The following is a 26,560-nucleotide window of genomic DNA, read 5'->3' on the forward strand; positions in this document are numbered from 1 at the left end:
CAATATCTCTCCGAAAACCTCGGTCCGAACCCTAAGTCCGAACCTTCAGTCCTCAAGGCGGCGGGCGGCCACGGCCAGTGCGTGCCACAGCGATCCCGCCAAAGTGCGCATCCCGATCACCGCCAGCCGGTCTTCGGCGCGGCGGATCAGGAAAACGGTCATATGCTCAAGCCCGGTGCGGGTTGCCTGCCCCGGCTCAAAGCCTTTCGCGTCGATGTTCACAAGCTTGTTCATCAGCGCCTCGATCGGGGCTGCGCCCTGCGTCGAGGCGATCTCGAAGGCGGCGAAACCGTCGGTCTGTTCGGTGACGGAGCACTCCGGCACCTCGGATTTCAACATGGCGGCGAAATCCACCTCGGCCTTGCCCGAGGCTTCGATCATCCATTGCCCGCGCCCGGTCCAAAAGGCGGCGTATTCGCCCATGGACACGGCTTTGCCAACGCCCGGAAGCATCAGACCGAAGGGTTGAGGCACCTCCTGCCCGGCCCGCAGGCTCAGGGAGGCCAGACCGAGATCGGCGTTTTCCGTGATGGTCAGCGCGCCGAATACCTCGGTCCGCGCCACCGTGCCGCCCAGGGCGGTGATAGCTGTGAGATCAGTCACGGAGACGTCCTCCTTCGGGGTCCACGAAATGGGCAGAGACCACTTCAACCTTCAATTCCTTGCCTTCCACCGGGTTGGCCGCGATCAGCACCTCGCCCATCCGTTCCGCACCGTTCTCAAGGAACCCGAGTGCGATATAGCTCTCGAGATGCGGCGAGTAACAGGACGAGGTGATCCAACCCTGATCGCTGCTCATCGTCTGCGCCTCACCTTGGGTGAAAAGATGCGACCCGGCCATGACCTGCGTTTGCGCCTCGAGCGGTTTGAAACCGACAAGCCGACGTTTTTCCGCAGCCATGCCTTCGCGCCGCGACATCACGGCCCCGATGCTGTCTTTCTTCGCCGACACCATCTTGCCCAGCCCCAGCATCTGCGCCGAGGTCTGACCGTTCAACTCGGCCCCCGCCGCGTGACCTTTCTCGATCCGGAGCACACCCAGCGCTTCGGTCCCGTAAGGCGTCACACCCAGATCCGCGCCCAGTTCCATCAGCCGCGCCATCAGCGCCTGACCATAGCGGGCCGGAACAGCGACCTCATAGGCCAGCTCGCCGGAGAACGAAATCCGGAACAGCCGCGCCCGCAACCCGTTGCAGATCGTCAGATCGGCACAGGCCATGAAGGGAAACGCCTCGTTCGAAAGGTCGAACCCGTCGACGATCCGCGTCAAAAGCTCGCGCGCTTTCGGCCCCGCCACGGCGATCTGCGCCCAGGCGTCGGTGGTGGAAATCAGTTGCACATCCAGCTCCGGCCAGACGCATTGATGGAAGAATTCCATCTGGCGATAGACCAGCCCGGCGTTGGCGGTCGTCGTCGTGACCACATAGTGATCCTCCGCCATCCGCGCGCAGGTGCCGTCGTCATAGGCATGCCCGTCTTCGCGCAGCATCAGACCGTAACGCACCATGCCGACCTTCAGCGTGCCCATCATGTTCGAATACATGCGGTTCAGAAACTCGCTCGCATCCGCACCCTGCACATCGACCTTACCAAGCGTGGTCACATCGCAAAGCCCAACACCGGAGCGCACGGCCAGAACCTCGCGGTCCACGGTCTGCCGCCAAGTGGTTTCGCCAGCGCGCGGGAAATACTGCGCCCGCATCCATTGACCGACTTCGACGAACGCGGCGCCTTGGGCTTCGGCCCAGTGATGCGTCGGCGTCAGGCGGCGCGGACGGAACAGCGGCCCTGTGTCGCCACCGCCCAACACGGCCAGCGAGACGCCGGTATAGGGCGGCCGGAAAATCGTGGTGCCGGTTTCCGGGATCGCCTTGCCGGTCAGCTCGGCCATCACCGCGAGCGCAGAGATGTTCGAGGTCTTGCCCTGATCGGTCGCCATGCCCAGCGTGGTCCAGCGTTTCAGATGCTCCACCGGCTTCATATTTTCCTTATGCGCGAGGGCGATATCCTTGACGGTCACGTCATTCTGGAAATCGACCCAGGCGCGTTTGTCGCCCGGCACATGCCAGAAGGCAGCCTGCTCGCACGGCATATTCTCCGCCTTCGGAAGCGCAATTTCAGAGGCCGCAACACCGATCTCGGACAGCGCCGTGATCGCGGCTTTCATACCGTCTTCCAAAGCGTCCGCCGTACCGCCTTTGCCCGCCGCAGCCCCGGCGGGGATCAGGCCTTTCGGCCCATCCGGGCTCGGCACGAAGGCCAAAAGATCGTCATTCCAAACCGGACGCCCGCGATGATGCGACGCGAGATGCACGTTCGGGTTCCAACCGCCCGCGACACCAAGCGCGCCAACGGAATGCCATTCGGATCGCCCGTTGCGGGTGATCTCAATCGACGTCAAACCCAAACGCCCTTTCGTCCCGGTCACGGTCGCCCCCGCGAAGACCTCATAGTCGCCAAACCGCGGCGCTGCCTCACGGGCATCAATGACGCCCAGAACCTTCGCGCCCTTGGCGATCAGATCCATCGCCGTGCGGTGCCCGTCGTCGCCATTGGTAAAGATCGCAATCGCGTCCCCGTCCCGCTTCACCGGGCTCACTGCCCAGCGATTGGCATAAGCGCGCATCGCCCCCGCCAGCATCACGCCGGGACGGTCGTTGTCGGCAAAGGGAATATGTCGCTCCGTCGCGCCCGCCGCCAGAACCGTGCGTTTCGCAGTGATCCGCCAAAGCGTCTGGCGCACCTTGTCGCCCGGAACAGCCAAGTGATCCGACACCCGCTCAACCGCACCAAAGATGCCGTGATCGTAGACGCCGAACACCGTGGTGCGGGTCATGATGCGGACATTCGGCAGGCTCTCAAGTTCGGCCTTCGCGCTTGCAACCCAATCCATCGCCTCTGCGCCATCAAGCACATCGCTCTCCGCCATCAGACGCCCGCCAAGGGCGAAATCTTCATCGGCAAGGATCACATCCGCGCCCGCACGCCCGGCGGTCAGCGCCGCCGCAAGCCCTGCCGCACCGGCCCCCACAATCAGAAGATCGCAATGCAGGAAGCCTTTGTCATAGTCATCCGGATCGGGCAGCATCGAGAGCGATCCAAGCCCCGCCGCCTTGCGGATCATCGGCTCGTAAAGCTTTTCCCAGAACGCTTTCGGCCACATGAAGGTCTTGTAATAAAACCCCGCCGCGAAGAAGGGCGACAGCAAATCGTTCACTGCCAGAAAATCGCGATGAAGCGGCCCCATGTGGTTTTGCGAGCGTGCCGTCAGCCCGTCGAACAGCTCCGCGACCGTGGCGCGCGTGTTCGGTTCCTGGCGCGCTCCCGTGCGCAGCTCGACCATGGCGTTCGGCTCCTCGGAGCCTGCCGCCACAACGCCGCGCGGGCGGTGATATTTGAAACTCCGGCCCATCAGCTGAACACCATTGCCCAGAAGGGCGGAGGCCAATGTGTCGCCTTGGAAGCCTTTGTAAGCCTTGCCGTTGAAGGTAAAATTCAGCGGCACAGTACGGTCGATCAGACCACCTTTAAGACGGGTCATTCTGCCGCTCCCAGTTTCAGGTTCGAGGCCAGTTCCGCCCCGAGAATGTCATGCGTGGTGGTGTCGCGCGTCACGACAAGCCAGCTCCGGTCGCCCTGTTCGTGGAACCAAAGCTCGCGGTGCACGCCCGCCGGGTTGTCGCGCTGGAACACATAGTCGCAGAATTGCGCTTCGGCATTCTCCGCATTGGCATCGGGCCGGTGCATCAGATTGGCGTCGCCCAGATAGGTGAATTCCTGACTGTCGCGCAGGCCGAGAAGGGGATGAGGGATCAGCATCTTTTCACCTCAATGCAGGTTGGGTTGGGCGCCAACGCCCTTTTCGTCGATGACATAGCCGCGCTCGAACCGGTCGAGCCGATAGGCGGTGGCGGTCTCATGCGGGCGGCCGGTCGCAAGCAAATGCGCAAAGGCATAACCGGAGGCGGGCGTCGCCTTGAAGCCGCCGTAACACCAGCCGGCGTTGAGATAGAGCCCGTCGATATGGGTCTGGTCGATGATCGGCGAGCCGTCCATGGACATGTCCATGATCCCGCCCCAGCTCCGCAAAAGCCGCGCGCGCCCGATCATCGGCATGAGCGCCATGCCGCCTTCGAGCACATCCTCGACCACCGGCAGGTTACCGCGCTGCGCATAGGAATTGTACCCGTCGATGTCGCCACCGAACACCAGCCCGCCCTTGTCGGACTGGCTGACATAAAAGTGCCCCGCGCCAAAGGTGATGACGCCCGGAATGGTCGGTTTCAGCCCTTCGGAGACGAAGGCCTGCAAGACGTGGCTTTCGATCGGCAGGCGCATGCCCGCTTTCGCCATGACCCGCCCCGAGGACCCTGCCACGGCCACACCGACCTTCTTCGCACCGATAAAGCCGCGCGAGGTTTCAACGCCCAAAACCTTGCCACCTTCGATCTTGAACCCGGTGACTTCGCAATTCTGGATGATGTCGACGCCGCGCATATCGGCACCCCGGGCATAGCCCCAGACCACACCATCGTGGCGCGCCGTGCCCGCGCGTTCCTGCATCAGCCCGCCCTTGATCGGGAAGCGCGCATTGTCGAAATTGAGGAAGGGCACCATCTGTTTCAACTTGTCACGCGACAAAAGCCGCGCGCCCGCCCCGACCAGCATCATCGCATTGCCGCGACGGCGATAGGCATCGCGCTGAGCGTCGGTATGGATCAGGTTGATGATCCCGCGCTGCGACACCATCGAGTTGAAGTTGGTTTCCTGCTCCAGATTTTCCCAAAGCTTCATCGAGAATTCATAGAACGGCTCGTTGCCCGGCAGCAGGTAGTTCGACCGGATGATCGTCGTGTTCCGCCCGATATTACCGGAGCCCAGCCAGCCCTTTTCCAGCACCGCAACCTTCAGCTCGCCAAAGGTTTTCGCCAGATAGAAGGCCGTCGCAAGCCCATGCCCGCCGCCGCCGACAATCACGATGTCATAGGCGGGTTTCGGCTCCGGGTTGCGCCACAGCGGCGTCCACCCCTTGTGCCCGGTCAGGGCCTCTTTCACGACTTTGAAACCAGAGAATTTCATGCAGGTGCGCTCCTTCGTCTGATCCTTTTGTAGCGGGGATTTTCGCCCTGTACCTCCATATTCAAGTCGTATATTTTCAAATTCAGGACGTATTTTCATATTTCTCGTCAGGCCCTGAACATGAAGAGAATCGCCTTTCTGCTGGTCGATGGATTCGCCCTTTTGTCGACCGCATCCGCGCTCGAACCGCTGCGTGCGGCGAACCTGTTTTCGCCCACCTTGCGCTATGAGGTGACGCTGCTTTCAAGCTCCGGCGAGACGGTCAAATCGTCGGTCGGCGGCGCCTTCGAGACCCGATCTTTTCGCGATCTTTTCCCCCGCTTCGACATCGTCTTCGTGGTCGCGGGTGGTGACCCGGCGCGGGTCAACGACCCCGCACTCTTCGCTTGGCTCCGGCAGGCCGACCGCTCCGGTGTGGCACTCGGCGGCATCTCCGGCGGGGCGGTCATTCTGGCGAAAGCGGGGCTTTTGGCCAACCGGCGTTTCACCGTCCACTGGCACCACTACAACGATTTCGACAAGCTCCCCGGCGACTGGCTTTTGGAGCGGCGATTGTTCGTGATCGACCGCGACCGCTACACCTGCGCCGGTGGCTCCGCCCCCCTCGACATGATGCATGCGATCATCGCCCGTGACCACGGAACCGCCTTCGCCCAACGCATTTCCGACTGGTTCATCCAGACCGAAGTGCGCGGAGCGGATGCGCCGCAACGGTCCTCGATCACCGGGCGCTACGGCGTGATCCCGATCCCGGTTGAGGCCGCTTTGGAACTGATGGAAAGCCATATCGCCGACCCTCTCGGCCAGGATCAGATCGCCACGCTTTCGGGCCTTTCGACCCGACAATTGCAACGCCAGTTTCGCGAGGCGACGGGCCGGTCGATCATGGAGGAATATCGCCGTATCCGATTGGAAACAGGGAAGGAATTGATTTCCTCCACCCGCATTCCGCTGACCGAGATCGCCCAGATGACCGGCTTCTCCTCGCAGGCGCATTTCTCCGACGCCTACCGTAAACTCTACGGCACAGCCCCCTCAAGCCTCCGTAAAAAAGAAGGCCCGGCATAAGCCGGGCCTTGGGGAACAGTGGCGGATCTGGGACCGCCACTCAGGGAAGTTTGTTGGATCAGATGTCCAGCGTGTTGTCTTTTTCCCAACGTGAGAAATGCGACACGAAGGAATTCCACTCGCGGTGCTTCATCTTGATGTAGGAGGCCGAAAAATCGTTGCCCAGCATCGCCTTGAGTTCCGGATCGGCGTCATAGGCGCGGATCGCGTCCAGCATGTTGAGCGGCAGTTTCGGCGCGCCTTCGATCTTGTGACCTTCGGCATACATGTCGATGTCATAGCGCGGGCCGGGGTTGGCTTTGGAACGAATACCCGAGAGACCGGCGGCGATGATCACGGCTTGCAGCAGATAGGGGTTCACCGCCCCGTCCGGCAGGCGAAGCTCAAACCGGCCCGGCCCCGGCACGCGGACCATGTGGGTGCGGTTATTGCCGGTCCAGGTCACGGTGTTCGGCGCCCAGGTCGCGCCCGACATTGTGCGCGGCGCGTTGATGCGTTTGTAGGAGTTCACCGTCGGGTTGGTGATCGCCGCCAAGGCTTCGGCGTGCTTCATGATCCCGCCGAGGAAGTAACCGCCCTGCTCGGACAGCCCCACTTCACCGACCTGCCCACCGGCATTGCCCGCGAAGGCGTTGGTCTTGCCGCTCAAATCCCAGACCGAGATATGCGCGTGGCAACCGTTGCCGGTCAGACCCTGGATCGGTTTTGGCATGAACGTGGCGCGCAGACCGTGTTTCTCGGCGATGGATTTCACCATGAACTTGAAGAAACTATGACGGTCGGCGGTGATCAGCGCGTCGTCGAAATCCCAGTTCATCTCGAACTGGCCATTGGCGTCCTCGTGGTCGTTCTGATACGGACCCCAGCCCAGCTCCAGCATGTAATCGCAGATCTCGGCGATCACGTCATAGCGGCGCATCACGGCCTGTTGGTCGTAACAGGGTTTCTCCGCCGTATCGAACGGATCGGAAATCGCATCGCCCTCGGGGGTCAGGATGAAGAATTCGGCCTCGATCCCGGTCTTGACGCGCAGACCTTCGTCGGCGGCTTCCTTGATCAGCTTCTTCAACACGTTGCGCGGCGCCTGTTCGACCGGCTCATCTTCCATGATGCAATCCGCGGCGACCCATGCCACCTCCGGTTTCCACGGCAGTTGAATGACGGCATCCGCATCCGGTACGGCAAGCATATCCGGGTGCGCCGGCGTCAGATCGAGCCATGTCGCAAAGCCCGCAAAGCCCGCACCGTTCTTCTCCATCCCCGCGATCGCGGAGGCGGGCACCAGTTTGGCGCGCTGGCCACCGAACAGATCGGTGTAGGAGATCATGAAATATTTAACGCCTTTTTCCTCGGCGAATTTGGTCAGTTTGCTCATTTTGTCTTTTCCTGTTCCCTGTCGGTGAAAGAGGGGCGCTTGGCCCCTCTTCTTGGGCCTCAGAAGCCCGGCTTGCCCGGGTACCAGTTGGTCCCTGCGAGCGGAATTTGCGCCATGGCCGCGGCTTCCATGGTCAGCGCGCAGAGATCCTCGGGTTCGAGGTTGTGCACGTGGTTGTGACCACAGGCCCGTGCGATGGTCTGGCATTCCAGCGTCATCACGTTGAGGTAGTTGCGCAGCATCCGCGCCGCTTCCACCGGGTTCACGCGCTTCATCAGCTCGGGGTCCTGCGTGGTGATACCCGCCGGGTCCTTGCCTTCGTGCCAGTCGTCATAGGCATCGGCCGTGGTGCCCAGAGCCGCATATTCCGCGCCCCATTTCGGGTCCTGCTCACCGATGGCGATCAAAGCCGCCGTCCCGATGGACACCGCATCGGCCCCAAGAGCCAGCGCCTTGGCCATATCCGCGCCGTTGCGGATGCCGCCGGAGACCACGAGCTGAACCTTGCGGTGCATACCCAGATCCTGAAGCGCCTGAACGGCGGGGCGGATACAGGCGAGGATCGGCTGGCCGACATGTTCGATGAACACGTCCTGCGTTGCCGCCGTGCCGCCCTGCATCCCGTCGAGCACGACCACGTCCGCGCCCGCTTTCACGGCCAGAGCGGTGTCGTAATAGGGGCGTGCGCCGCCGACCTTGATGTAGATCGGTTTTTCCCAGTTGGTGATCTCGCGCAGCTCAAGGATCTTGATCTCGAGATCGTCCGGGCCGGTCCAGTCCGGGTGACGACAGGCGGAGCGTTGGTCGATGCCGACCGGAAGGTCGCGCATGCCCGCCACACGTTCGGTGATCTTCTGCCCCAGCAGCATGCCGCCGCCGCCCGGCTTCGCGCCTTGGCCCACCACGATCTCGATGGCGTCAGCGCGACGCAGATCGTCCGGGTTCATGCCGTAGCGCGACGGCAGGTATTGGTAGACGAGTTTCTCGGAATGCCCGCGCTCTTCCTCGGTCATGCCACCGTCACCGGTGGTCGTCGAAGTGCCCGCCATGGTCGCGCCACGGCCCAGAGCCTCTTTCGCCGGACCGGAGAGCGCGCCAAAGGACATGCCCGCGATGGTCACCGGGATTTTCAGCTCGATCGGCTTTTTCGCAAACCGCGTGCCGAGGGTCACGGAGGTGTCGCATTTCTCGCGGTAGCCTTCGAGCGGGTAACGCGACATGGACGCGCCGAGGAACAGCAGGTCATCGAAATGCGGCAGGTGGCGTTTGGTGCCGCCGCCCCGAATGTCGTAGATGCCGGTGGCCGCCGCACGGCGGATTTCGGCGTTGGCGGCGTTGCTGAACGTATAGCTGTCGCGCGGCGGGGTGTGGGGTGTCTTTTCCATCGGTGCGCTCCTCAGTATTCGCCAGCGTGGTCGATGTTGAAGTTGTAGAGTTTGCGCGACGAACCGTAGCGTTTGAACTCTTCCGGTTTGGCATCCGCCCCGGCTTTCTCAAGAAGGTCCTTGAGGATCTCGATATGCTCCGGGCGCAGTTCCTTCTCGACGCAGTCGGCGCCCAGCGATTTCACGGAACCGCGCACGAACAGGCGCGCTTCATAAAGCGAGTCGCCCAGCGCATCGCCCGCATCGCCCAGAACAACGAGGTTGCCCTTTTGCGCCATGAAAGCGCACATGTGGCCGATGTTGCCATGGACGACAATGTCGATGCCTTTCATCGAGATACCGCAGCGCGAGGACGCATTGCCCTTGATGTTCAAAAGACCGCCGTGACCGGTGGCGCCCGCATATTGCGAGGCGTCGCCTTCGATGGTCACAACGCCGGACATCATGTTTTCCGCAACACCGGGGCCGGTGGAGCCCTTGACGGTGATGGTGGCTTCCTTGTTCATCCCGGCGCAGTAGTAGCCGGTGGACCCGTTGATGGTGACGGAAATCGGACCGTCGAGCCCCACGGCCACGGCATGCGCGCCGCGCGGGTTGGTCAGCTCATAGGCTTCGTTCGCCTTGCCTTTGGCCGCAGCCTGAAGCGTGGTGTTGACCTCACGGAGTTCCGTTTTGGCCAGATCGAGCGTGTTGGTCATTGGATCAGCGCTCCCAGAAGTAAACAGTTGCAGGTTCCGGTTCCCAGACGCGGGCATTGTCGATGCCCGGCAGGTCGGCGAAGGCGCGGTATTCGGAGGCAAACGCGACGTAATCGTCGGTTTCCGCCATGATCGCCGGTTTGCAGGCGATCGGATCGCGCACGACGCCAAAGCCGTTCTTGGTGCCGGTCACGAAGGTGAAAAACCCGTCGAGGTCTTCGATGGTGCCTTCGAGCGCTTCACCCAGCGTTGCGCCGTCTGCGATGCGCGACGAGATGTAGGCCGCGCCCACTTCGGTGTCGTTTTCCGAGCGGGTAAACACGCCTTTTTTGGCAAGCGTGCGGCGCATCTGGTTGTGGTTCGACAGCGAGCCGTTGTGCACGAGGCACTGGTCGTCGGCGGTCGAGAACGGGTGCGCACCCATCGTGGTCACGGCGGACTCGGTCGCCATGCGGGTGTGGCCGATGCCGTGGGAGCCGCCCATCGCACGCAGACCGAACCGCGCCGCGACGTCTTTCGGCAGGCCGACTTCCTTGTAGATTTCCATGGAGGCGCCGGAGCCCATGATGCGAAGACCCTTGTCTTCGAGCACCGCGATGGCCTCTTTCGCCTTCGCTTCCGGCAGGGTCAGAACCGCATGGGTGTCGACCACTTTGATCGTCACCGGCGCATCGACCACCGCACATACGGCGGCGTCGAGATCGGCAAACGCCTCGGCGGGCGTGTCCGATTGAACGGTGATTTTCACCATGCCGTCCGTCTCATCGCCATAGATCGCAATCCCGGCACTGTCCGGGCCGCGTTCGGTCATGGTGATGAGCATATCGGTCAGCATATCGCCCAGTTGCGGGCGCAGTTCATCCTTTTTCAGGAAGAGGCCAACAATGCCACACATAGGTTCCTCCATTGTGGGTGAGTCTTCGGCGTCACGCGCCGTCATAACCTCACTAACGAGAAACCTATTTTCTTTTCAAGAAAGTTTCTCTCCTCGTCGGAAAAAATACTTACTCACAAGAAAACTGCCCTGTTTTTATGCAGACTCCCTCACCGAAAGCCAGAAGCGCCCTCCAATTGAGCGAAATGAGAACAAAAGCTCCGCATCCCCGTCTCACCGCGCTTGCGGATAGGTGATGACCGACAGGTATTTCGCCGGCAGTTCGACGATCTCCTCCGGCCCGTGCGGCGCATCCGAATCGAACAAAAGCGTATCCCCCGGCTCCAGATCGTAAATCTGATCGCCATGGCGATAGTTGACCCGCCCCTCCAGCATATAGAGAAGCTCGATGCCCTCATGCTGGAACGCCGGAAACCGGTCCGACGCGCTGTCGAGCGTGATCAGATAGGGTTCCACCACAACGCCCGAATTGTTCGACCCGATATGACCCAAAAGGTTGTACTGATGCCCGGCCCGCGTCCCCGCGCGCTCGATCTCGACCCCCTCGCCCGCTTTGACATGCATGCAGCCGCGCTCTTCCTCATAGCCGGAAAACAGCTGCACCAAAGGCACGCGCAGCGCATGGGCCAGTGCGGAGATCGTATTCAGAGACGGCGAGATGACCCCGTTCTCGATCTTCGACAACATCCCGACCGACAACCCGGTCTGCGCCGCAAGATCGGCCCCGGTCATCCGCGCCCGCTTGCGCAGCTCGCGCACCTGCCGCCCGATCGCCACCTCAAGGTTCTTTTCCCGCTGCTCCTTTACGGCATGCGGGTTCTGCTGCAATGCGTTGTCCTTGGCTTTCAAATCCAACTCCTGTCGTCCCATCTGCTCTCTCTTCTCTATCTCGCTCATTCATCTGCCAGCGCGCGCGCCAGATCCGGCTTGCCGCGCTGGTGCCAAAGCTGGCCGACGGCCCCGAGTTCGGTCATCAGTTCCTCGCCATAGGTTTCCAGCCAGTTCAGCACCGACCCGAATTCCTGAATGCGCGCCCGCCCCTCGCGGATCGCCACCACCGGCCAGTCGCCCACCAGCGCATTGTCGATGCCGTAGACCTCCGTGCCCCACCAGTTCGCCAGACCAAACGCATGCGGCATCCGGCGCCCGCGTTTCAGAGCCGCCAGAACCGTGGCGCTGCCGAGGCTGTCCGCCGTCTCCACCGCCTCATGCCAGAGATCGAGGATCGACGCATATTCCCAGCTCACAGCCGCCCATTCCTCAGGAAAGCGCTCATTATAGGAGTCGAAGAACGTCTTCGGACGGTGAAAGAAAAACGCCGTATCGGCCAGTTCCGGGTCGTCGAAATCCGGGAACTGAAAGGTGAAACGCTCCATGAAACCGGGCGATGTGCGTGCGATCAGCTTTGGGTAATTGTCGCAGGTACAGGCGAGGATCTCGCCCTGAAACCCGGCCTCATAGGCCGCAACCGTCAACGCTTCGATCATCGGCGGCGCCGAGGAGCACCAGCACAGCACATCCGGCTGTTCGGCCAGCATCTCCGCCACGATCTCGCGCGCGTCCCCGGCCTCCGCATCATAAAGCACTTCGCTGACGATCTCCCGCCCGGCGACATCGAAAGCCGCACGATAGGTCGCAAGCGACGGCAGCCCCATGAGATCGGTCTGCGAACACAGCGCCACGCGTTGCGCCTCGGGCCGGGTGCGCGCGAGCCAGTCGACCCCGGTGACGTTGAAAAACGGGTGCACCTCCGCGGGCGCGATCAGATAGGGGTGATCCGGCGACAGGTCCGACGGCAGAAGCGTCGCGGTCAGCACACGCCGGTCCATCAGATAGGCCAGCGCCAGCCCCATATCGCCACCGCCCAGCGTCAGCACAAGCCGCACCCGCTGCGTCTCCACCATCTGCCGCGCCGCCTCCAGCGTCGCCGCCGCGCCCTGCGCGCTGTCCTGCACGATCAGCTCCACAAGATGCCGCCGCCCGCCGACCATCATCCCGCCATGGGCGTTGATCCAGTCGACCCAGAGCCGACAGCCCTCGATACCGGGCCGCCCCCAGCGCTCCTCCGCCCCGGACATCGGCACCAGCGCCCCCACCCGGATCGGCGCGCGGTCCTGCACGCTCAGACGCGGCAGCGATCCCGCGACGGCCAGTCTCTGCGCCAGCGAAGCGCTGCTCATTTTTTCACCTCACGCCCAAAAATAGGCCAAATGACCCATTCATTCTCTGAATCTCATATTCCTCTAAGGAAAATTCATTGACCAGTAGAAAATTTTTGGACCAAACCGGAGTCAATCCAAAAGAACCAATCTTGATTATTGGTCCATACCAACACACGCTCAACCAACGGGAGTTTTCAATATGACCAAACGAGTCGCCGTCATCGGTGCGGGCCCCTCCGGTCTCGCTCAACTGCGCGCTTTCCAATCCGCCGCCCAGCAAGGCGCGGAAATCCCCGAAGTCGTCTGCTTTGAGAAACAGTCCAACTGGGGCGGGCTTTGGAACTACACCTGGCGCACCGGCGTCGATGAGAACGGCGAGCCCGTCCATTGCTCCATGTACCGCTACCTCTGGTCGAACGGCCCGAAAGAAGGTCTGGAATTCGCCGACTATTCCTTCGAGGAACATTTCGGCAAGCAAATCGCCTCCTACCCGCCCCGCGCCGTGCTCTTCGACTATATCGAAGGCCGCGTGATCAAGGCCGACGTGCGCAAATGGATTCGTTTCTCCTCCGTCATCCGCTTCGTCGAATATGACGAAGACAAAGGCGATTTCGTCGTCACCGTGCACGACATGGTCGAGGACCGCGTCTACAAGGAGCGCTTCGACAACGTGATCGTCGCCTCCGGTCACTTCTCCTCGCCGAACGTGCCCGAATACCCCGGCTTCGAACAGTTCAACGGCCGCATCGTTCACGCCCACGATTTCCGCGACGCCCGCGAATTCGAAGGCAAGGACGTGCTCCTCGTCGGCGCCTCCTACTCCGCCGAAGACATCGGGTCCCAGTGCTGGAAATACGGCGCCAACTCGATCACCACCTGCTACCGCTCCGCCCCCATGGGCTTCAAATGGCCGGACAACTGGGAAGAAAAACCCGCCCTGCAAAAGGTCGAAGGCAAGACCGTCTTCTTCGCCGATGGCACCACGAAAGACGTCGATGCGATCATCCTCTGCACCGGCTACAAACACTACTTCCCGTTCCTGCCCGACGATCTGCGCCTCAAAACCAAGAACCGTCTGGCGACCGCCGATCTCTACAAAGGTGTCGTCTACGTTCACAATCCGAAGATGTTCTACCTCGGCATGCAGGACCAGTGGTTCACCTTCAACATGTTCGACGCCCAGGCGTGGTATGTGCGTGACATCATCATGGACCGCATCGAGGTGCCCGCCGACAAGGCGGTTCTCGAAGCCGACGTGAAAGACCGCGTGGAGCGCGAAGACGCGTCCGACGATGTGAAATACGCCATCAACTATCAGGCCGAATACATCAAGGAACTGATCAAGGACACGGACTATCCGTCCTTCAACGTCGATGGCGCGACCGAGGCCTTCATGGAGTGGAAGAAACACAAGGCGAAGGACATCATGACCTTCCGCGACAACTCCTATGAATCCGTGATCACCGGCACCATGGCCCCCGTCCACCACACCCCGTGGAAAGACGCGCTCGACGACAGCATGGAAGCCTATTTGCAGAACTGATCAGCCAAAGCTGATCGGGCAAAACTGATCAGCCAAAGCTGATCGGGCAAAACTGATCAGCCAAAGCTGATCGGGCAAAACTGATCAGCCAAAGCTGATCGGGCAAAACTGATCAGCCAAAGCTGATCGGGCAGAACCAATCGGGTGCCCCCCAAAAAATGGGGCCCCCTTCCCTCTCCCCTGATCCGGGGGCCTGCAACCCTCGCACCCCCGGATTTTTTTATACCGTTGGAGATCCCGTTGATCCTCGATCCTTCCGGCCTTCCCTTCCGCCCAGGCGCCCCCAAAGGGTCCGTCCCCCGCCGCGCCTCCGCCTTTACCCTCGCCTCGAACGAGGAACGCCACACCGTCCAGGGCGGTGGGGCGTCTTTGCTTGAGATGAAGCCCGGTGACCGGATCACCCTCACCAACACCGAGGGCGGACAACGTTGCGAACTCCTCGCCGCGCATATCGACGGGCGCGTCGATCCGGGCGTGTTGGGCTGGTCCGCCGATGCCTCGGGCGACAGCTTGCGCGCCACGGTCAACAGCCCCCTTCCCGGCATGGCCCGCATCCGTCTGGGTCTTGCCAAGCGTCAGATCGACCTGACCGGGGCCAAGGCCATTGGCCTCTTCTCCGGCACCAGTGCCGCAGGCGAAGGCGTCAGCTTCACCGCCCAAGCCCCCGGCTGGGTGCTGATCACAGCCCCCGCCCCCGAACCGGATTTCGAGGCACAAACGACCGCCACGCCCCTCACCGTCACGATCACCCGTGCCGAGGCCCGTCAGGCGGGCGCGTTCGCCCTGCCCGATCCGCTTGCGGACATGCTGCAAGACATCCGCATCGCCTCCGCCACGGCCAAGGCCTATACCGTCAAAAAAGGCGAATTCATCCAGATCATGGATGTCGACGGTCGCCAATGTACCGATTTCCAATGTTTCGACGCGCGCAAGGTCGACAAGGGCATTTTCCACCCGCTCGACGTCACCACCACCCGCACGATCCAGGGCCATGCCTACCCGATGCCCGGTCTGCATTCGAAATATTTCGACCATGACCTGACGCCGCTTGTTGAAGTGGTGCAAGACACCTGCGGTCGCCACGACGCCTTTGGTCTCGCTTGTAATGCCAAATATTACGACGACATCGGCTACCCCGGCCACGCCAACTGTTCCGACAATTTCAACGCGGTTCTGGACCCTTATGGCATTCCCGCCCGCCCCGGCTGGATGGCCGCAAACTTCTTCTTCAACACCGCAATCGACGAGCACGGCGTGATGCTGGCGGACGAACCGTGGTCCCGCCCCGGCGACTATGTGCTTCTGCGCGCCCTGACCGATCTGGTGTGCGTGTCCTCCTCCTGTCCCGATGACACCTCCGCCGCCAACGGCTGGCACCTGACCGACATTCATGTGCGCACCTATGCCGCCGAAGAACGCTTTTCCCGCGCCACCGCATGGCGCCCGACCCCTGACGAGGATCCGATCATGACGCGTGAAAGCGCCTTTTATGTCTCCTTCGCCGCGATGACCCGCGACTTTTCCGACTACAACGGCTTCTGGCTGCCGAACTCCTTCCCGGAGTGCGATCCCGTGGAAAGTTACTGGGCCTGCCGCGAAGACGTGGTGGTCATGGACCTCTCTGCTTTGCGCAAATTCGAGGTCACCGGCCCCGATGCCGAGGCGCTGATGAACTGGGTTCTGACCCGCAACGTCGAAAAACTCGCCATCGGCCAGGTCGTCTACTCCGCGATGTGCTACCCGCATGGTGGTATGATCGACGACGGCACGTTGTTCCGTCTGGGCGAGCATAATTTCCGCTGGATCGGTGGCTCGGACGAAGGCGGCGTCTGGATGCGCGAAGAGGCCAAGCGTCTCGGCCTCAACGTCATGATCCGCTCGTCGACCGACCAGATGCACAATCTTGCAGTCCAAGGCCCCAAGTCGCGTGATTTGATCAATGAGCTGTTCTGGACCGCCCCGCACCATCCTGATTTGATGGAAATGGGCTGGTTCCGCTTCACGCCCGCGCGTCTTGGCGATCACGAAGGCATCCCCGTTGTGATCTCGCGGACCGGCTACACCGGCGAGCTGGGCTATGAGATTTTCTGCCATCCGAAACACGGCGCGGAGATTTTCAAATCCGTCTGGGAGGCCGGTCAAAAGGTCGGCATGAAGCCCATGGGCCTCGCCGCTCTGGACCTCGTGCGCATCGAAGCCGGGCTTGTCTTCGCGGGCTACGATTTCTCCGATCAGACCGACCCGTTCGAGGCGGGCGTGGGCTTCACCGTGCCGCTTAAATCCAAGACCGCCGATTTCGTCGGGCGCGAGGCGCTTCTGCGTCGCAAGGAAACGCCGTCGCGCAAATTCGTGGGTCTCGAAATCGACGGGCAAAACGCAGTCGCGCATGGCGATTGCATCCGCATCGGCCGCGCGCAGGTGGGCGAGATCTGCTCCGCCATGCGCTCCCCCCGCACCGGTCAGTGGATCGCGCTTGCCCGCATTGACGTCGCCCATGCCGAAGAGGGCACGCAGGTCGAGGTCGGCCAGCTCGACGGCCATCTGAAACGCTACTCCGCCCGCGTCGCGCCCTTCCCGCATTACGATCCGCAGAAAACGCGCCCGCGCTCCTGATATTGCGTCAAAACAACAAAACCCCGCCAATTGGCGGGGTTTTTCAATGTCATTTTGAGTATTTCAAAGTGACTGACCGGCCTCGATCACCAAGGCATTAAGCCCCTCACCGCCCTGTCCCAGATAGGTCTTGAGCTGGTTCAGCATCCGCGGCTCCCAGAAATCCTTGAGATGCGCCGCAATCCCCGCCGCCTGATCACTCCCCGGCTGGGTCTCGAAAAAGCTCGCAATCTGATTGGCCATCAGCACCATTTTCGCATCGGTCATGCGCAATCTTCCTTTTCATCCGTATAGGCCACCACCGCCTCCCGGCGCAGCACCATCAATGTCAGCCCGGTCTCCCGCGCCAGTTCCACCGCCGCCCGCGTCGGCGAGGACAGCGCAAACAGCCCGGAAATCCCCGCGCGCACGCATTTCTGCACCAGATCGACAGAGAGCCGCGAGGTGATGATCACCGCGCCCCCGCTCACATCCGTTCCGGCCAGCGCGCCGATCAGCTTATCGAGCGCATTGTGTCGCCCGACATCTTCGCGCAGTGCGATCAGACCGTCAGCGGTAAAGAACCCGGCGGCATGCATCGCCCCCACCTGATCGCGTCGCTTCTGCCCTGCGTTCAACGCGTCCAGCGCCGAACGCGCATAGGTCTCAAGCCCCGCCACCATCGGCGCCACCGTCCCCGGAAAGGCCGTCGCCTCATCGAGGCTCTCGATGCCGCACAATCCGCAGCCCATCGGCCCGACAGAGGCCCGACGCCGCGCATCCATCGCCGACGCGCGGTCGTCAGGAATGCGCCCCCGCACCTCATAGCCATGCGGATGTTTGATCGCGGTGATCTCGGTCACCTCAGAGGGATCCTCGACGATGCCTTCTGATACAGAAAACCCCACCAAAAACTCCGAAAGATCAAAGGGCGACGCCATCATGACCGCCGCCGTCGAGCCGTTGTACACGAGCGCGACGGGGGCTTCTTCCGGGAGGGCGTCGACCAGCTTCATTCCGCCGCCTCGATCCGGCGCGATTGCTCGGCCTGCGCAGTATAACGCTCCTGCCAGTCCGACGGTCCGTTCGACGGCGACACCTGCACCGCCGTCACCTTGTATTCCGGGCAGTTCGTCGCCCAGTCGGAGTAATCCGTAGTGATGACATTGGCCTGCGTGTCCGGGTGGTGGAAGGTGGTATAGACCACACCCGGACTGACCCGATCGGTGATCTTCGCCCGCAGCGAGGTTTCCCCCGAACGCGACGCCAGCCGCACCCAGTCCCCATCCCTCAGCCCCCTGTTCTCGGCATCATGCGGGTGGATTTCCAACACGTCCTGATCGTGCCAGACCACGTTATCGGTCCGCCGCGTCTGCGCGCCGACGTTATACTGGCTCAAAATCCGCCCCGTGGTGAGCAAAAGCGGGAAGCGCGGCCCGGATTTCTCCGCCGTCGCGATATATTCCGTGACGATGAACCGCCCCTTGCCACGCACGAACCCGTCGACATGCATCAACGGCGTGCCATCCGGGTGCTCCTCGTTACAGGGCCATTGCACGGAGCCTTTCTCTTCGAGCACCGCATAATCGACCCCCGCGAAAGACGGCGTGGTCGCGGCGATCTCCGCCATGATCTCCGCCGGATGGGTATAGCTCCACGGCTTGCCCTCGGTTTCTTTCAAAACGGCGTTGGCGAGCATCTGCGTGACCTGCCAATCCTCATAACCGTTCTTCGGAGCCATCACCTTGCGCACCCGGTTGATCCGGCGCTCGGCATTGGTAAATGTGCCTTCTTTTTCGAGGAAAGACGATCCGGGCAGGAAAACATGTGCGTAATTTGCCGTCTCGTTCAGGAACAGGTCATGCACGATGACACATTCCATCGCCGCGAGACCAGCGGCCACATGCTTGGTATCCGGGTCGGATTGCAGGATGTCTTCGCCCTGACAATAAAGCCCTTTGAACGTGCCATCGACCGCCGCGTCGAGCATATTCGGAATGCGCAGACCGGGTTCCGAGTCCAATTCAACACCCCAGGTGTCCTCGAAAATCTTCCGCACTTCGGGCAGTTTCACATGGCGATACCCCGGCAACTCGTGCGGGAACGACCCCATATCGCAGGACCCCTGCACGTTGTTCTGCCCCCGCAGCGGGTTCACCCCCACGCCTTCGCGCCCGATGTTGCCGGTCATCATCGCGAGGTTGGCGATGGCCATCACGGTCGTGGACCCCTGCGAATGTTCGGTTACGCCGAGGCCATAATAGATCGCCCCGTTGCCACCCTGCGCAAAGGCGCGTGCAGCCTCGCGCAACTTGGCCGCCGGAACGCCGGTGAGGGCTTCGGTCGCTTCCGGCGCATGACGTTCATCGGAGATGAAAGACTTGTAATCTTCCCAAGCGTCCACATCACAGCGTTCGGCAATAAACGTCGGATCATAAAGCCCTTCGGTCACGATCACATGGCCCAGCGCGGACACCACGGCAACGTTCGTCCCCGGTTTGAGCGGCAGGTGATGCGCCTCGCCCAGATGCGGCGTTTCCAGCAAATCAATCCGGCGCGGGTCGACCACGATCAGCTTGGCACCTTCGCGCAACCGCTTGCGCAGACGCGAGGCAAAAACCGGATGCCCGTCCGTCGGGTTCGCGCCGATCACCATCACGACGTCGGACTTTTCGACCGAGTCGAAATCCTGCGTCCCCGCCGAGGTGCCAAAGGTCTGGCCCAACCCATAGCCGGTCGGCGAATGGCACACGCGCGCGCAGGTGTCGGTGTTGTTGTTGCCAAACACCGCGCGGGTGAGTTTCTGAACGAGATAGGTCTCTTCGTTGGTGCAGCGCGAGGAGGTAATAACCCCGATGCTCTTCTGACCGTATTTCTTCTGAAGCCCCACAAGCTTCTGCGCCGCAAACTTCAGCGCCTCATCCCAAGACACCTCGCGCCACGGCTGATCGACACTGTCGCGCACCATCGGGCTCAAAATACGATCCTTATGAGTGGCATATCCATAGGCAAATCTTCCTTTAACACAGGAATGCCCCCGGTTCGCCTTGCCGTGCTTATAGGGCACCATGCGCACCAGTTGATCGCCCTGCATCTCCGCCTTGAAGCTACAGCCCACGCCGCAATAGGCGCAGGTCGTCACCACAGAGCGATCCGGCGTGCCCATCTCGATCACGGATTTTTCTTGCAGCGTCGCGGTCGGGCAAGCCTGCACACAGGCGCCACAGGACACACAATCGGAGGCGAGGAAATTCTCCGCCCCCACCGCCACACGGCTGTCAAAGCCCCGGCCCTCGATGGTCAGCGCAAAGGTCCCCTGCACCTCTTCGCAGGCCCGCACACAGCGGTTGCAGACGATGCATTTCGACGGATCGTAGGTGAAATACGGGTTGCTGTCGTCCTTCGGCAGCCATTCGGGATTGGCCTCGCCGGAGGTATTGCGCGCCTCGAAATGGTTCGCGAGCGGCGCAGATTTCGGTGCCTCATAGCGCACATCGCGCAGGCCAACCGCACCCGCCATATCCTGAAGTTCGCAATCTCCATTCGCCGCACAGGTCAGACAATCCAGCGGGTGATCGGAGATATAAAGCTCCATCACGCCTTTGCGCAATTTGCGCAGCTTGTCGGTCTGGGTGTGCACCTTCATCCCGGCATGAACCGGCGTCGTACACGACGCGGGCGTGCCGCGCCGCCCTTCGATCTCGACCGCACAGAGACGACAAGAGCCGAAGGCCTCAAGACTGTCCGTCGCACAAAGCTTCGGCACCTGAATGCCCAGTTCAGAGGCCGCGCGCATCACGGACGTGCCCTCCGGCACCGTGATCTCCATCCCGTCGATGGTCAGCGTCACCGGCTTACCGGTCTTGGCGGGCGTCCCACGATCCACATCGTCATAGACACCCGTGCCGGTTTCCCAGGGAATAATGAAATCTTTCATTCTGCGGCCTCCTTACGGGCGTTCTTGGGCGCGAAATCTTCCGGGAAATGCCGCAGCGCAGACATCACCGGATAGGGCGTAAACCCGCCCAGCGCGCAGAGTGATCCATCCACCATCACCTCGCAAAGATCGGTCAAAAGCGGGATCGCATTCACGTCGCCCTCTTTGATCCGGTCGAGCGTCTCCACGCCCCGCACCGCCCCGATGCGGCAGGGCGTACATTTGCCACAGCTCTCCACCGCGCAGAATTCCATCGCAAACCGCGCCATCGACAGCATATCCGCCGTGTCGTCGAACACCACGATCCCCGCATGCCCGATCAGCGCCTTTTGCCCGTCGAACTCTTCATAGCCAAAGGGCGTATCGAACTGATCCGGGTGCAAATAGGCCCCCAGCGGCCCGCCGACCTGCACCGCCTTGACCGGACGCCCGGTGGCCGTCCCTCCCGCAATCTCGTTGACCAGCGTGCCGAGCGGCATGCCAAAGGCCGTCTCGAACAGCCCGCCGAATTTCACATTTCCTGCAATCTGAATCGGCATCGTACCTTTCGACCGCCCCAGCCCGAAATTGGCGTAATGCTCGGCCCCCTTGGCGAAAATCACCGGCACAGTCGCCAGCGAAATCACGTTGTTCACCACGGTCGGACGGCCAAGAAACCCTTCCAACGCCGGAAGCGGCGGCTTGGCGCGCACCGTGCCGCGTTTGCCTTCGAGCGAATTGAGAAGCGAGGTTTCCTCGCCACAAACATACGCCCCCGCGCCGACACGGACCTCCATGTCAAACGCGCGCCCGGAGCCCAAAACATCCGCCCCAAGCACGCCCGCACCCCGCGCAATCTCCACCGCCCGACGCATCACCGCAACCGCATCCGGATACTCGGAGCGCGTATAAACATAGCCCTTCGTCGCTCCACACCCGAGACCTGCAATGGCCATGCCTTCGATCAGGGTGAACGGATCGCCCTCCATGATCATCCGGTCGGCAAAGGTGCCGCTGTCGCCCTCATCGGCGTTGCAGACGATGTATTTCTGCGGCGCATGCGCCAGCCGCACCGTGTCCCATTTGATCCCCGTCGGGAACCCTGCCCCGCCACGCCCGCGCAGGCCCGAGAGTTTCACCTCGTCGATGATCGCGTCCTGCGACATGCCAATCGCACGTTTGAGCCCCTCAAGCCCGCCATGCGCCTCGTAATCTGCCAGCGACAGCGGATCGGTCAGCCCGCAGCGCGCAAAGGTCAGCCGGGTCTGACGGGCAAAGAACGGCATGTCTTCGACCTTGCCCAGCGTCCCGATCTCGCCATTCAAAAGCGCGCTCACTTCGCCTTCCGAGATCGGCCCATAGGCCAGACGCACGCCGTCCTTCTCGATCTCGACCAGCGGTTCCAGCCAGATCATCCCGCGCGTGCCGTTGCGCACGATCTCCGCCTCGATCCCGCGCGCGGCGATCTCCTGCGTCAGCTTATCCGCCACCTCATCGGCGCCCAGCGCCTTGGCCGCCGAATCCATCGGAACGTAAATTTTCATGCCATCGCCCCCGCCAGAGCCGCCTCAACCCGCGCCTCATCGGCCCGCCCGATCAGCCTGTCGTCGACCATCGCGGCAGGCGCACAAGCACAAAGCCCAAGGCAATAAACCGGCTCCACCGTCAGCTTGCCGTCCGGCGTCGTGCCGTGCCAGTCGAGGCCCAGCTTGGCGAGCAAAGCCTCGGCAAAGCCGACACCCCCCATCGACTGACACGCCTCCGCCCGACAGATCTTGAGCACATGCTTACCCGCCGGTTTCTCCCGGAAATCGTGGTAAAACGAGATCACGCCCTTCAATTCGGCGGAGGTGATCGACAGCGCCTTGCAGATCGGCGCATGGGCTGCCGTCGGGATCATACCGAACACCTCCTGCAACGCGTGCAACATCGGCAAAAGCGGACCTTCGAGATGGGCGTGCGCAGAGATGATCTCCGCAATCGTCCCGTCATCGGCGGCCCCGTGCGAGGGGGTGGCTGGCGTCATGGCTGACCTCTTTGGAATTCCGTGCGTTTCCCATCAGAAGACCACGCCCAGCATCGCCAAATCAATATCGTTAAACCGTCAAACGATAGCCTAAACCTATCAAACCAAGTCGGACAAGCGCCTCGCCTCGGCCAACAGCGCCGCCAAAACCGGCGTGTTCGGATCGCGATGCGGCGCGATCAGCCCCACGCGATGCCCGACCTCTCCCCCCGACAGCGGAATAAGGTCCAGCGCCTTGCCCTCGGTCAGAAACCGCGCCACGCCTTCGGGCAGGACCGTCACCCAGCCGCCGCTTTCCACATGGGCGATCAGCACCACCGTCGAATTCGATTCGACCCGCACCTCCGGCACCACACCGGAGGCGTCCAGATTGCGGTCGATGATCCGCCGGTTCTGCATCTCCGGCGACAAAAGGCACATCGGCACGCCATCGAGATCGCTCCAATCGACCGAACTGCGCCCGGCAAACACACCGCCCTCTGCGCTCACCACCATATAGCGCTCTTCATAGAGCGGCACGGCACTGACCCGCCCCAGAGGCTCGTTGTCCAGATAGGTCAGCCCGGCATCGGCATCGAGATCATCCAGCATGGTCAGGATTTGCGTCGAGGGTTTCGAGAGGATCGACAGGCGCACATTGGGGTGTGCCGCCATGAACACCGTCGAAATCCGCGCCGCCCAAGTGAGTGCCGTCGGGATTGCCGCAATCCGCAACTGCCCCGACAGCCCGTGTTTCGTCGCCCGCATTTCATCGCGAAGCTGGCGGCTGTCGGCCACGATCTTGCGCGCCCAGACCAGCGCCCTTTGCCCCTCCGGCGTCAATCCGCCGAACCGCGAGCCGCGAAAGATCAGTTGCACGCCCAGTTGGTCCTCCAACTGCTTGATCCCCGCCGAAAGGCTGGGCTGAGTGATCCCGAGCGAAATCGCCGCCCGTCCGAAATGGCCCTCTTTGGCGACGGCGATGAACATTTCAAGCTTGCTCAGCATAGGGATATTCCGATGAAAATAGGTCCGTTCGATAGGCATATCATATCGACTGTGGACAGGTCACCTCCCCTCTTGGCGACCCCGCCCGCGCGGGCTAAGACAGACCTCCCGACAGGAGGACCAGATTTGAGCACGCCCACCGATCCGCAGACCGCCGCCCGCATTGCCCGCACCATCGCCACCGACATCGCCGCCTCGCAGACACAGGTCACAGCGGCCATCGGGCTTTTGGACGAGGGCGCGACCGTTCCTTTCATCGCGCGCTACCGCAAAGAGGTGACGGGCGGCTTGGACGACACCCAGTTGCGTCTCCTGAACGACCGCCTCTCCTACCTGCGCGAATTGGAAGCCCGGCGGATGACCATCCTCAAATCCATCGCCGATCAGGGCAAGCTCACGGACGATCTGAAACGCGCCATTGCAGGCGCCGAAAGCAAATCGACCCTCGAAGACATCTACCTGCCCTATAAGCCCAAGCGCCGCACCAAGGCGATGATCGCCCGTGAAAACGGCTTGGAGCCTCTGTTGGAAGCGATCAAATCGGACCGCGCCGCCGATCCCGAAAAGCTCGCCGAAGGCTATATCACCGAGGCCGTGCCCACGGTCAAAGACGCGCTCAACGGCGCGCGCGACATCGCGACCGAGGAGCTGTCGGAAAGCGCCGATCTCTTGGGCAAGCTGCGCGATTTCATGCGGCGCGAGGCCCTTGTCACCGCCAAAGTCATCGCGGGCAAGGAACAGGAGGGCGCGAAATTCTCCGACTATTTCGACCATTCGGAAAAGTGGTCCGACATCGCGTCGCACCGCGCACTCGCCATCCTGCGCGCCGCCAAGGAAGAGATCGTCACCATGGAGATCGCGCCGGAGCCGGAGGCAGGCGCGGACCGCGCCATCGCCATGGTCGCGTCCTATCTTGGCACGGCGTCTGAGCAGCCCGGCGATCTCTGGCTGCGCACCGTCGCCCGCTGGGCGTGGCGGGTGAAATTCGCCATTTCTCTGCACATCGACCTGTTGGGTGAGCTGCGCCAACGCGCCCATGAGGACGCGATCACCGTGTTCTCCCGCAACCTCAAGGACCTTTTGCTCGCCGCGCCTGCCGGTGCCAAAGCCACGCTCGGCCTAGATCCGGGCATTCGCACCGGCGTCAAGGCCGCCGTGGTCGACGCCACCGGCAAGCTCTTGGAAACCGCCACGCTTTACCCGTTTCAACCGAAAATGGACGTGCGCGGGGCGGAGGCGAAGATCATTGATCTGGTGACCCGCCACGGCGTTGAACTCATTGCCATCGGCAACGGCACCGCCAGTCGCGAGACCGAAAAGCTCGTCATGGAGACCCTCAAACTCCTGCCGCCCGCCGTCAAAGCCCCGACCAAGGTCGTGGTCTCGGAAGCGGGTGCGTCGGTCTATTCCGCCTCAGAGCTTGCGGCCACGGAATTCCCCGATCTCGACGTGTCGCTTCGTGGCGCGGTCTCCATCGCCCGCCGCCTTCAGGACCCGCTCGCGGAACTCGTGAAAATCACGCCCGAGAGCATCGGCGTCGGCCAGTATCAACACGACGTCGACCAGCGCCGCCTGTCTCAGGCGCTCGAAGCCGTGGTCGAAGACGCGGTGAACGCTGTCGGCGTGGACCTGAACATGGCCTCGGCCCCCTTGCTGGCCCAAGTCGCGGGTCTCGGGCCCTCGCTCGCCCAAAGCATCGTCATCCATCGCGACAGTCACGGCGCCTTCCCCTCGCGCAAATCGCTGCTCAAAGTCTCCGGCCTCGGCCCGAAAGCCTTCGAGCAATGCGCGGGCTTCCTGCGCATCCGCGACGGCGAGGACCCGCTCGACGCCTCCTCGGTCCACCCCGAAGCCTACGGCGTCGCCCGTGAAATCGTCAAAGCCTGTGGCCGCGACATGCGCGACATCATGGGCAACCCCACGGCGCTCAAGGGCCTCAAAGCCGAACAATTCGTCACCACGGACTTCGGCCTGCCCACCGTGCGCGACATTTTCACCGAGCTGGAAAAACCCGGCCGCGATCCGCGCCCCGAGTTCAAAACCGCCACCTTCACCGATGGCGTCGAGGACATCAAAGACCTGAAACCCGGCATGCGCCTCGAAGGCACCGTCACCAACGTCGCGGCCTTTGGCGCTTTCGTCGACATCGGCGTCCACCAAGACGGGCTCGTGCACGTCAGCCAACTGGCCGACCGCTTCGTCAAAGACCCGCATGAGGTGGTGAAAGCCGGGGACATCGTCTCCGTCCGTGTCACCGAAGTCGACATCCCCCGCAAACGCATCGGGCTCTCGATGCGCAAGGACGGCGGTGCGGCGGAGGACCGTGGCCCCCAGCAACAGCGCGGGAACAAAGACACCAAAGCCAGCTACACCGGCAAGCCTCGCGGCCCCAAACCCGCGCAATCCCGCCCGTCGGAAAGTCAGGGCGCGTTTGGCGCGGCGCTTTTGGATGCGATGAAAAAGAAACGCTGACCCCGCCTTCCGCGACGTGACACAACGCCCAAACAGGCCGGAGAATCTTGACTTCTCCGGCCATTTCGCTTTTCTGCCCCCATTCGAGTTCCGGCGCAGCCGGATGAAAAGGGAACACGGAATGGGCATCCCTGTCCAAAGCCGTGGCTGCCCCCGCAACTGTAAGCGGTGAGCGAGGCCAACCAGAGCCACTGGGATCTCCCCCGGGAAGGCTGGCTGTCGCCGAGATCCGTGAGCCAGGAGACCTGCTTGGATGATCACCCTTTTCCGGGCGCGGGGCGCGCCACGGAAGCGGCATATCCGCAGCGGTGACGCTCTCACTGTCTGCGGAGGTCCCTCCACAGATATTTTCGACATGCGGG

At 62.3% G+C, this 26,560-nt stretch carries 20 protein-coding genes and 1 riboswitch; of the genes, 4 read left to right on the forward strand and 16 right to left on the reverse strand.

The features are described 5' to 3' along the window. Positions 1 to 45 precede the first annotated feature (45 nt). Genes V1471_RS10955 through V1471_RS10970 form a run of 4 tightly spaced genes read right to left on the reverse strand, consistent with a single transcriptional unit; the run spans position 46 to position 5,079 of the window. Positions 46 to 603, reverse strand: coding sequence for a sarcosine oxidase subunit gamma (locus tag V1471_RS10955; protein ID WP_434288718.1), 558 nt, complete (start codon positions 601 to 603; stop codon positions 46 to 48). Further along, complete coding sequence (locus V1471_RS10960; protein ID WP_434288719.1) at positions 596 to 3,541, reverse strand: sarcosine oxidase subunit alpha family protein; 2,946 nt, start codon at positions 3,539 to 3,541, stop codon at positions 596 to 598. Before V1471_RS10960 ends, V1471_RS10955 begins: the two co-directional genes overlap by 8 nt. Beyond that, on the reverse strand, positions 3,538 to 3,819 hold the full coding sequence (locus V1471_RS10965; protein ID WP_434288721.1) for a sarcosine oxidase subunit delta: 282 nt from the start codon (positions 3,817 to 3,819) through the stop codon (positions 3,538 to 3,540). The genes V1471_RS10960 and V1471_RS10965 overlap by 4 nt, the downstream gene beginning before the upstream one ends. Positions 3,820 to 3,828: 9 nt before the next feature. After that, complete coding sequence (locus V1471_RS10970; RefSeq protein ID WP_434288723.1) at positions 3,829 to 5,079, reverse strand: sarcosine oxidase subunit beta family protein; 1,251 nt, start codon at positions 5,077 to 5,079, stop codon at positions 3,829 to 3,831. A gap of 120 nt (positions 5,080 to 5,199) precedes the next feature. Here V1471_RS10970 and V1471_RS10975 point away from each other — a divergent pair, with 120 nt between their 5' ends. Beyond that, on the forward strand, positions 5,200 to 6,147 hold the full coding sequence (locus tag V1471_RS10975; protein WP_434288724.1) for a GlxA family transcriptional regulator: 948 nt from the start codon (positions 5,200 to 5,202) through the stop codon (positions 6,145 to 6,147). Positions 6,148 to 6,205: 58 nt separating this feature from the next. Here V1471_RS10975 and glnT read toward each other — a convergent pair whose 3' ends face one another. The 6 genes from glnT to V1471_RS11005 form a co-directional block, all read right to left on the reverse strand. Then, the gene (gene glnT, locus V1471_RS10980) at positions 6,206 to 7,522 is read right to left on the reverse strand and encodes a type III glutamate--ammonia ligase (protein ID WP_434288725.1); all 1,317 of its coding nucleotides are present in this window, start codon (positions 7,520 to 7,522) and stop codon (positions 6,206 to 6,208) included. Positions 7,523 to 7,581: 59 nt separating this feature from the next. Continuing rightward, on the reverse strand, positions 7,582 to 8,907 hold the full coding sequence (locus tag V1471_RS10985; protein WP_066706040.1) for an FMN-binding glutamate synthase family protein: 1,326 nt from the start codon (positions 8,905 to 8,907) through the stop codon (positions 7,582 to 7,584). Positions 8,908 to 8,918: 11 nt separating this feature from the next. Next, positions 8,919 to 9,605 (reverse strand): protein GlxC, encoded by a 687-nt coding sequence (locus V1471_RS10990; RefSeq protein ID WP_434288726.1) that lies wholly within the window; start codon positions 9,603 to 9,605, stop codon positions 8,919 to 8,921. Between the two features lie 4 nt (positions 9,606 to 9,609). Beyond that, positions 9,610 to 10,500 carry a class II glutamine amidotransferase gene (locus V1471_RS10995; RefSeq protein WP_434288727.1) on the reverse strand — a complete coding sequence of 297 codons (891 nt, stop codon included), beginning with the start codon at positions 10,498 to 10,500 and terminating at the stop codon, positions 9,610 to 9,612. A gap of 213 nt (positions 10,501 to 10,713) precedes the next feature. Then, positions 10,714 to 11,370 (reverse strand): helix-turn-helix domain-containing protein, encoded by a 657-nt coding sequence (locus V1471_RS11000; RefSeq protein ID WP_434288729.1) that lies wholly within the window; start codon positions 11,368 to 11,370, stop codon positions 10,714 to 10,716. Positions 11,371 to 11,393: 23 nt separating this feature from the next. Next, positions 11,394 to 12,680 carry an ABC transporter substrate-binding protein gene (locus tag V1471_RS11005; protein ID WP_434288731.1) on the reverse strand — a complete coding sequence of 429 codons (1,287 nt, stop codon included), beginning with the start codon at positions 12,678 to 12,680 and terminating at the stop codon, positions 11,394 to 11,396. Positions 12,681 to 12,861: 181 nt separating this feature from the next. Between V1471_RS11005 and V1471_RS11010 the strand changes: the two genes are divergently transcribed. Both V1471_RS11010 and V1471_RS11015 read left to right on the forward strand, forming a co-directional pair. After that, complete coding sequence (locus tag V1471_RS11010) at positions 12,862 to 14,205, forward strand: NAD(P)-binding domain-containing protein (RefSeq protein WP_434288732.1); 1,344 nt, start codon at positions 12,862 to 12,864, stop codon at positions 14,203 to 14,205. 243 nt (positions 14,206 to 14,448) lie between these two features. Continuing rightward, positions 14,449 to 16,818: a DUF1989 domain-containing protein gene (locus V1471_RS11015; RefSeq protein ID WP_434290926.1), complete on the forward strand. Its 2,370-nt coding sequence runs from the start codon at positions 14,449 to 14,451 to the stop codon at positions 16,816 to 16,818. 63 nt (positions 16,819 to 16,881) lie between these two features. Here V1471_RS11015 and V1471_RS11020 read toward each other — a convergent pair whose 3' ends face one another. The 6 genes from V1471_RS11020 to V1471_RS11045 all read right to left on the reverse strand — a co-directional run bounded on the left by V1471_RS11020 (position 16,882) and on the right by V1471_RS11045 (position 23,726). Next, positions 16,882 to 17,085: a formate dehydrogenase subunit delta gene (locus tag V1471_RS11020; RefSeq protein ID WP_434288733.1), complete on the reverse strand. Its 204-nt coding sequence runs from the start codon at positions 17,083 to 17,085 to the stop codon at positions 16,882 to 16,884. Beyond that, on the reverse strand, positions 17,082 to 17,813 hold the full coding sequence (gene fdhD / locus V1471_RS11025) for a formate dehydrogenase accessory sulfurtransferase FdhD (RefSeq protein WP_434288734.1): 732 nt from the start codon (positions 17,811 to 17,813) through the stop codon (positions 17,082 to 17,084). Before fdhD ends, V1471_RS11020 begins: the two co-directional genes overlap by 4 nt. After that, on the reverse strand, positions 17,810 to 20,734 hold the full coding sequence (gene fdhF, locus V1471_RS11030; RefSeq protein WP_434288735.1) for a formate dehydrogenase subunit alpha: 2,925 nt from the start codon (positions 20,732 to 20,734) through the stop codon (positions 17,810 to 17,812). Before fdhF ends, fdhD begins: the two co-directional genes overlap by 4 nt. Further along, positions 20,731 to 22,257 carry a formate dehydrogenase beta subunit gene (locus V1471_RS11035; protein WP_434288736.1) on the reverse strand — a complete coding sequence of 509 codons (1,527 nt, stop codon included), beginning with the start codon at positions 22,255 to 22,257 and terminating at the stop codon, positions 20,731 to 20,733. Before V1471_RS11035 ends, fdhF begins: the two co-directional genes overlap by 4 nt. Beyond that, complete coding sequence (locus V1471_RS11040; protein ID WP_434288737.1) at positions 22,254 to 22,739, reverse strand: formate dehydrogenase subunit gamma; 486 nt, start codon at positions 22,737 to 22,739, stop codon at positions 22,254 to 22,256. Before V1471_RS11040 ends, V1471_RS11035 begins: the two co-directional genes overlap by 4 nt. Before the next feature lie 99 nt (positions 22,740 to 22,838). Continuing rightward, entirely contained in the window at positions 22,839 to 23,726 is an 888-nt protein-coding gene (locus V1471_RS11045; protein WP_434288739.1) for a LysR family transcriptional regulator, read from the reverse strand. Positions 23,727 to 23,852: 126 nt separating this feature from the next. Between V1471_RS11045 and V1471_RS11050 the strand changes: the two genes are divergently transcribed. Next, positions 23,853 to 26,198, forward strand: a complete 2,346-nt coding sequence (locus tag V1471_RS11050; RefSeq protein ID WP_434288741.1) for a Tex family protein — start codon at positions 23,853 to 23,855, stop codon at positions 26,196 to 26,198. 68 nt (positions 26,199 to 26,266) lie between these two features. Then, a riboswitch (cobalamin riboswitch) is annotated at positions 26,267 to 26,465 on the forward strand. Positions 26,466 to 26,560 lie beyond the last annotated feature (95 nt).

This window comes from Celeribacter sp. SCSIO 80788, from assembly GCF_051054295.1.
Taxonomy (GTDB): domain Bacteria; phylum Pseudomonadota; class Alphaproteobacteria; order Rhodobacterales; family Rhodobacteraceae; genus Celeribacter.

What these genes read in the sequence shown, in the direction of transcription:
- V1471_RS10960 (WP_434288719.1), bottom strand. Translation starts at nt 3,541, where the DNA reads ATGACCCGTCTTAAAGGTGGTCTGATCGACCGTACTGTGCCGCTGAAT.
- V1471_RS10965 (WP_434288721.1), bottom strand. Translation starts at nt 3,819, where the DNA reads ATGCTGATCCCTCATCCCCTTCTCGGCCTGCGCGACAGTCAGGAATTC.
- V1471_RS10970 (WP_434288723.1), bottom strand. Translation starts at nt 5,079, where the DNA reads ATGAAATTCTCTGGTTTCAAAGTCGTGAAAGAGGCCCTGACCGGGCAC.
- V1471_RS10975 (WP_434288724.1), top strand. Translation starts at nt 5,200, where the DNA reads ATGAAGAGAATCGCCTTTCTGCTGGTCGATGGATTCGCCCTTTTGTCG.
- glnT (WP_434288725.1), bottom strand. Translation starts at nt 7,522, where the DNA reads ATGAGCAAACTGACCAAATTCGCCGAGGAAAAAGGCGTTAAATATTTC.
- V1471_RS10985 (WP_066706040.1), bottom strand. Translation starts at nt 8,907, where the DNA reads ATGGAAAAGACACCCCACACCCCGCCGCGCGACAGCTATACGTTCAGC.
- V1471_RS10990 (WP_434288726.1), bottom strand. Translation starts at nt 9,605, where the DNA reads ATGACCAACACGCTCGATCTGGCCAAAACGGAACTCCGTGAGGTCAAC.
- V1471_RS10995 (WP_434288727.1), bottom strand. Translation starts at nt 10,500, where the DNA reads ATGTGTGGCATTGTTGGCCTCTTCCTGAAAAAGGATGAACTGCGCCCG.
- V1471_RS11000 (WP_434288729.1), bottom strand. Translation starts at nt 11,370, where the DNA reads ATGGGACGACAGGAGTTGGATTTGAAAGCCAAGGACAACGCATTGCAG.
- V1471_RS11005 (WP_434288731.1), bottom strand. Translation starts at nt 12,680, where the DNA reads ATGAGCAGCGCTTCGCTGGCGCAGAGACTGGCCGTCGCGGGATCGCTG.
- V1471_RS11010 (WP_434288732.1), top strand. Translation starts at nt 12,862, where the DNA reads ATGACCAAACGAGTCGCCGTCATCGGTGCGGGCCCCTCCGGTCTCGCT.
- V1471_RS11020 (WP_434288733.1), bottom strand. Translation starts at nt 17,085, where the DNA reads ATGACCGATGCGAAAATGGTGCTGATGGCCAATCAGATTGCGAGCTTT.
- fdhD (WP_434288734.1), bottom strand. Translation starts at nt 17,813, where the DNA reads ATGAAGCTGGTCGACGCCCTCCCGGAAGAAGCCCCCGTCGCGCTCGTG.
- fdhF (WP_434288735.1), bottom strand. Translation starts at nt 20,734, where the DNA reads ATGAAAGATTTCATTATTCCCTGGGAAACCGGCACGGGTGTCTATGAC.
- V1471_RS11035 (WP_434288736.1), bottom strand. Translation starts at nt 22,257, where the DNA reads ATGAAAATTTACGTTCCGATGGATTCGGCGGCCAAGGCGCTGGGCGCC.
- V1471_RS11040 (WP_434288737.1), bottom strand. Translation starts at nt 22,739, where the DNA reads ATGACGCCAGCCACCCCCTCGCACGGGGCCGCCGATGACGGGACGATT.
- V1471_RS11045 (WP_434288739.1), bottom strand. Translation starts at nt 23,726, where the DNA reads ATGCTGAGCAAGCTTGAAATGTTCATCGCCGTCGCCAAAGAGGGCCAT.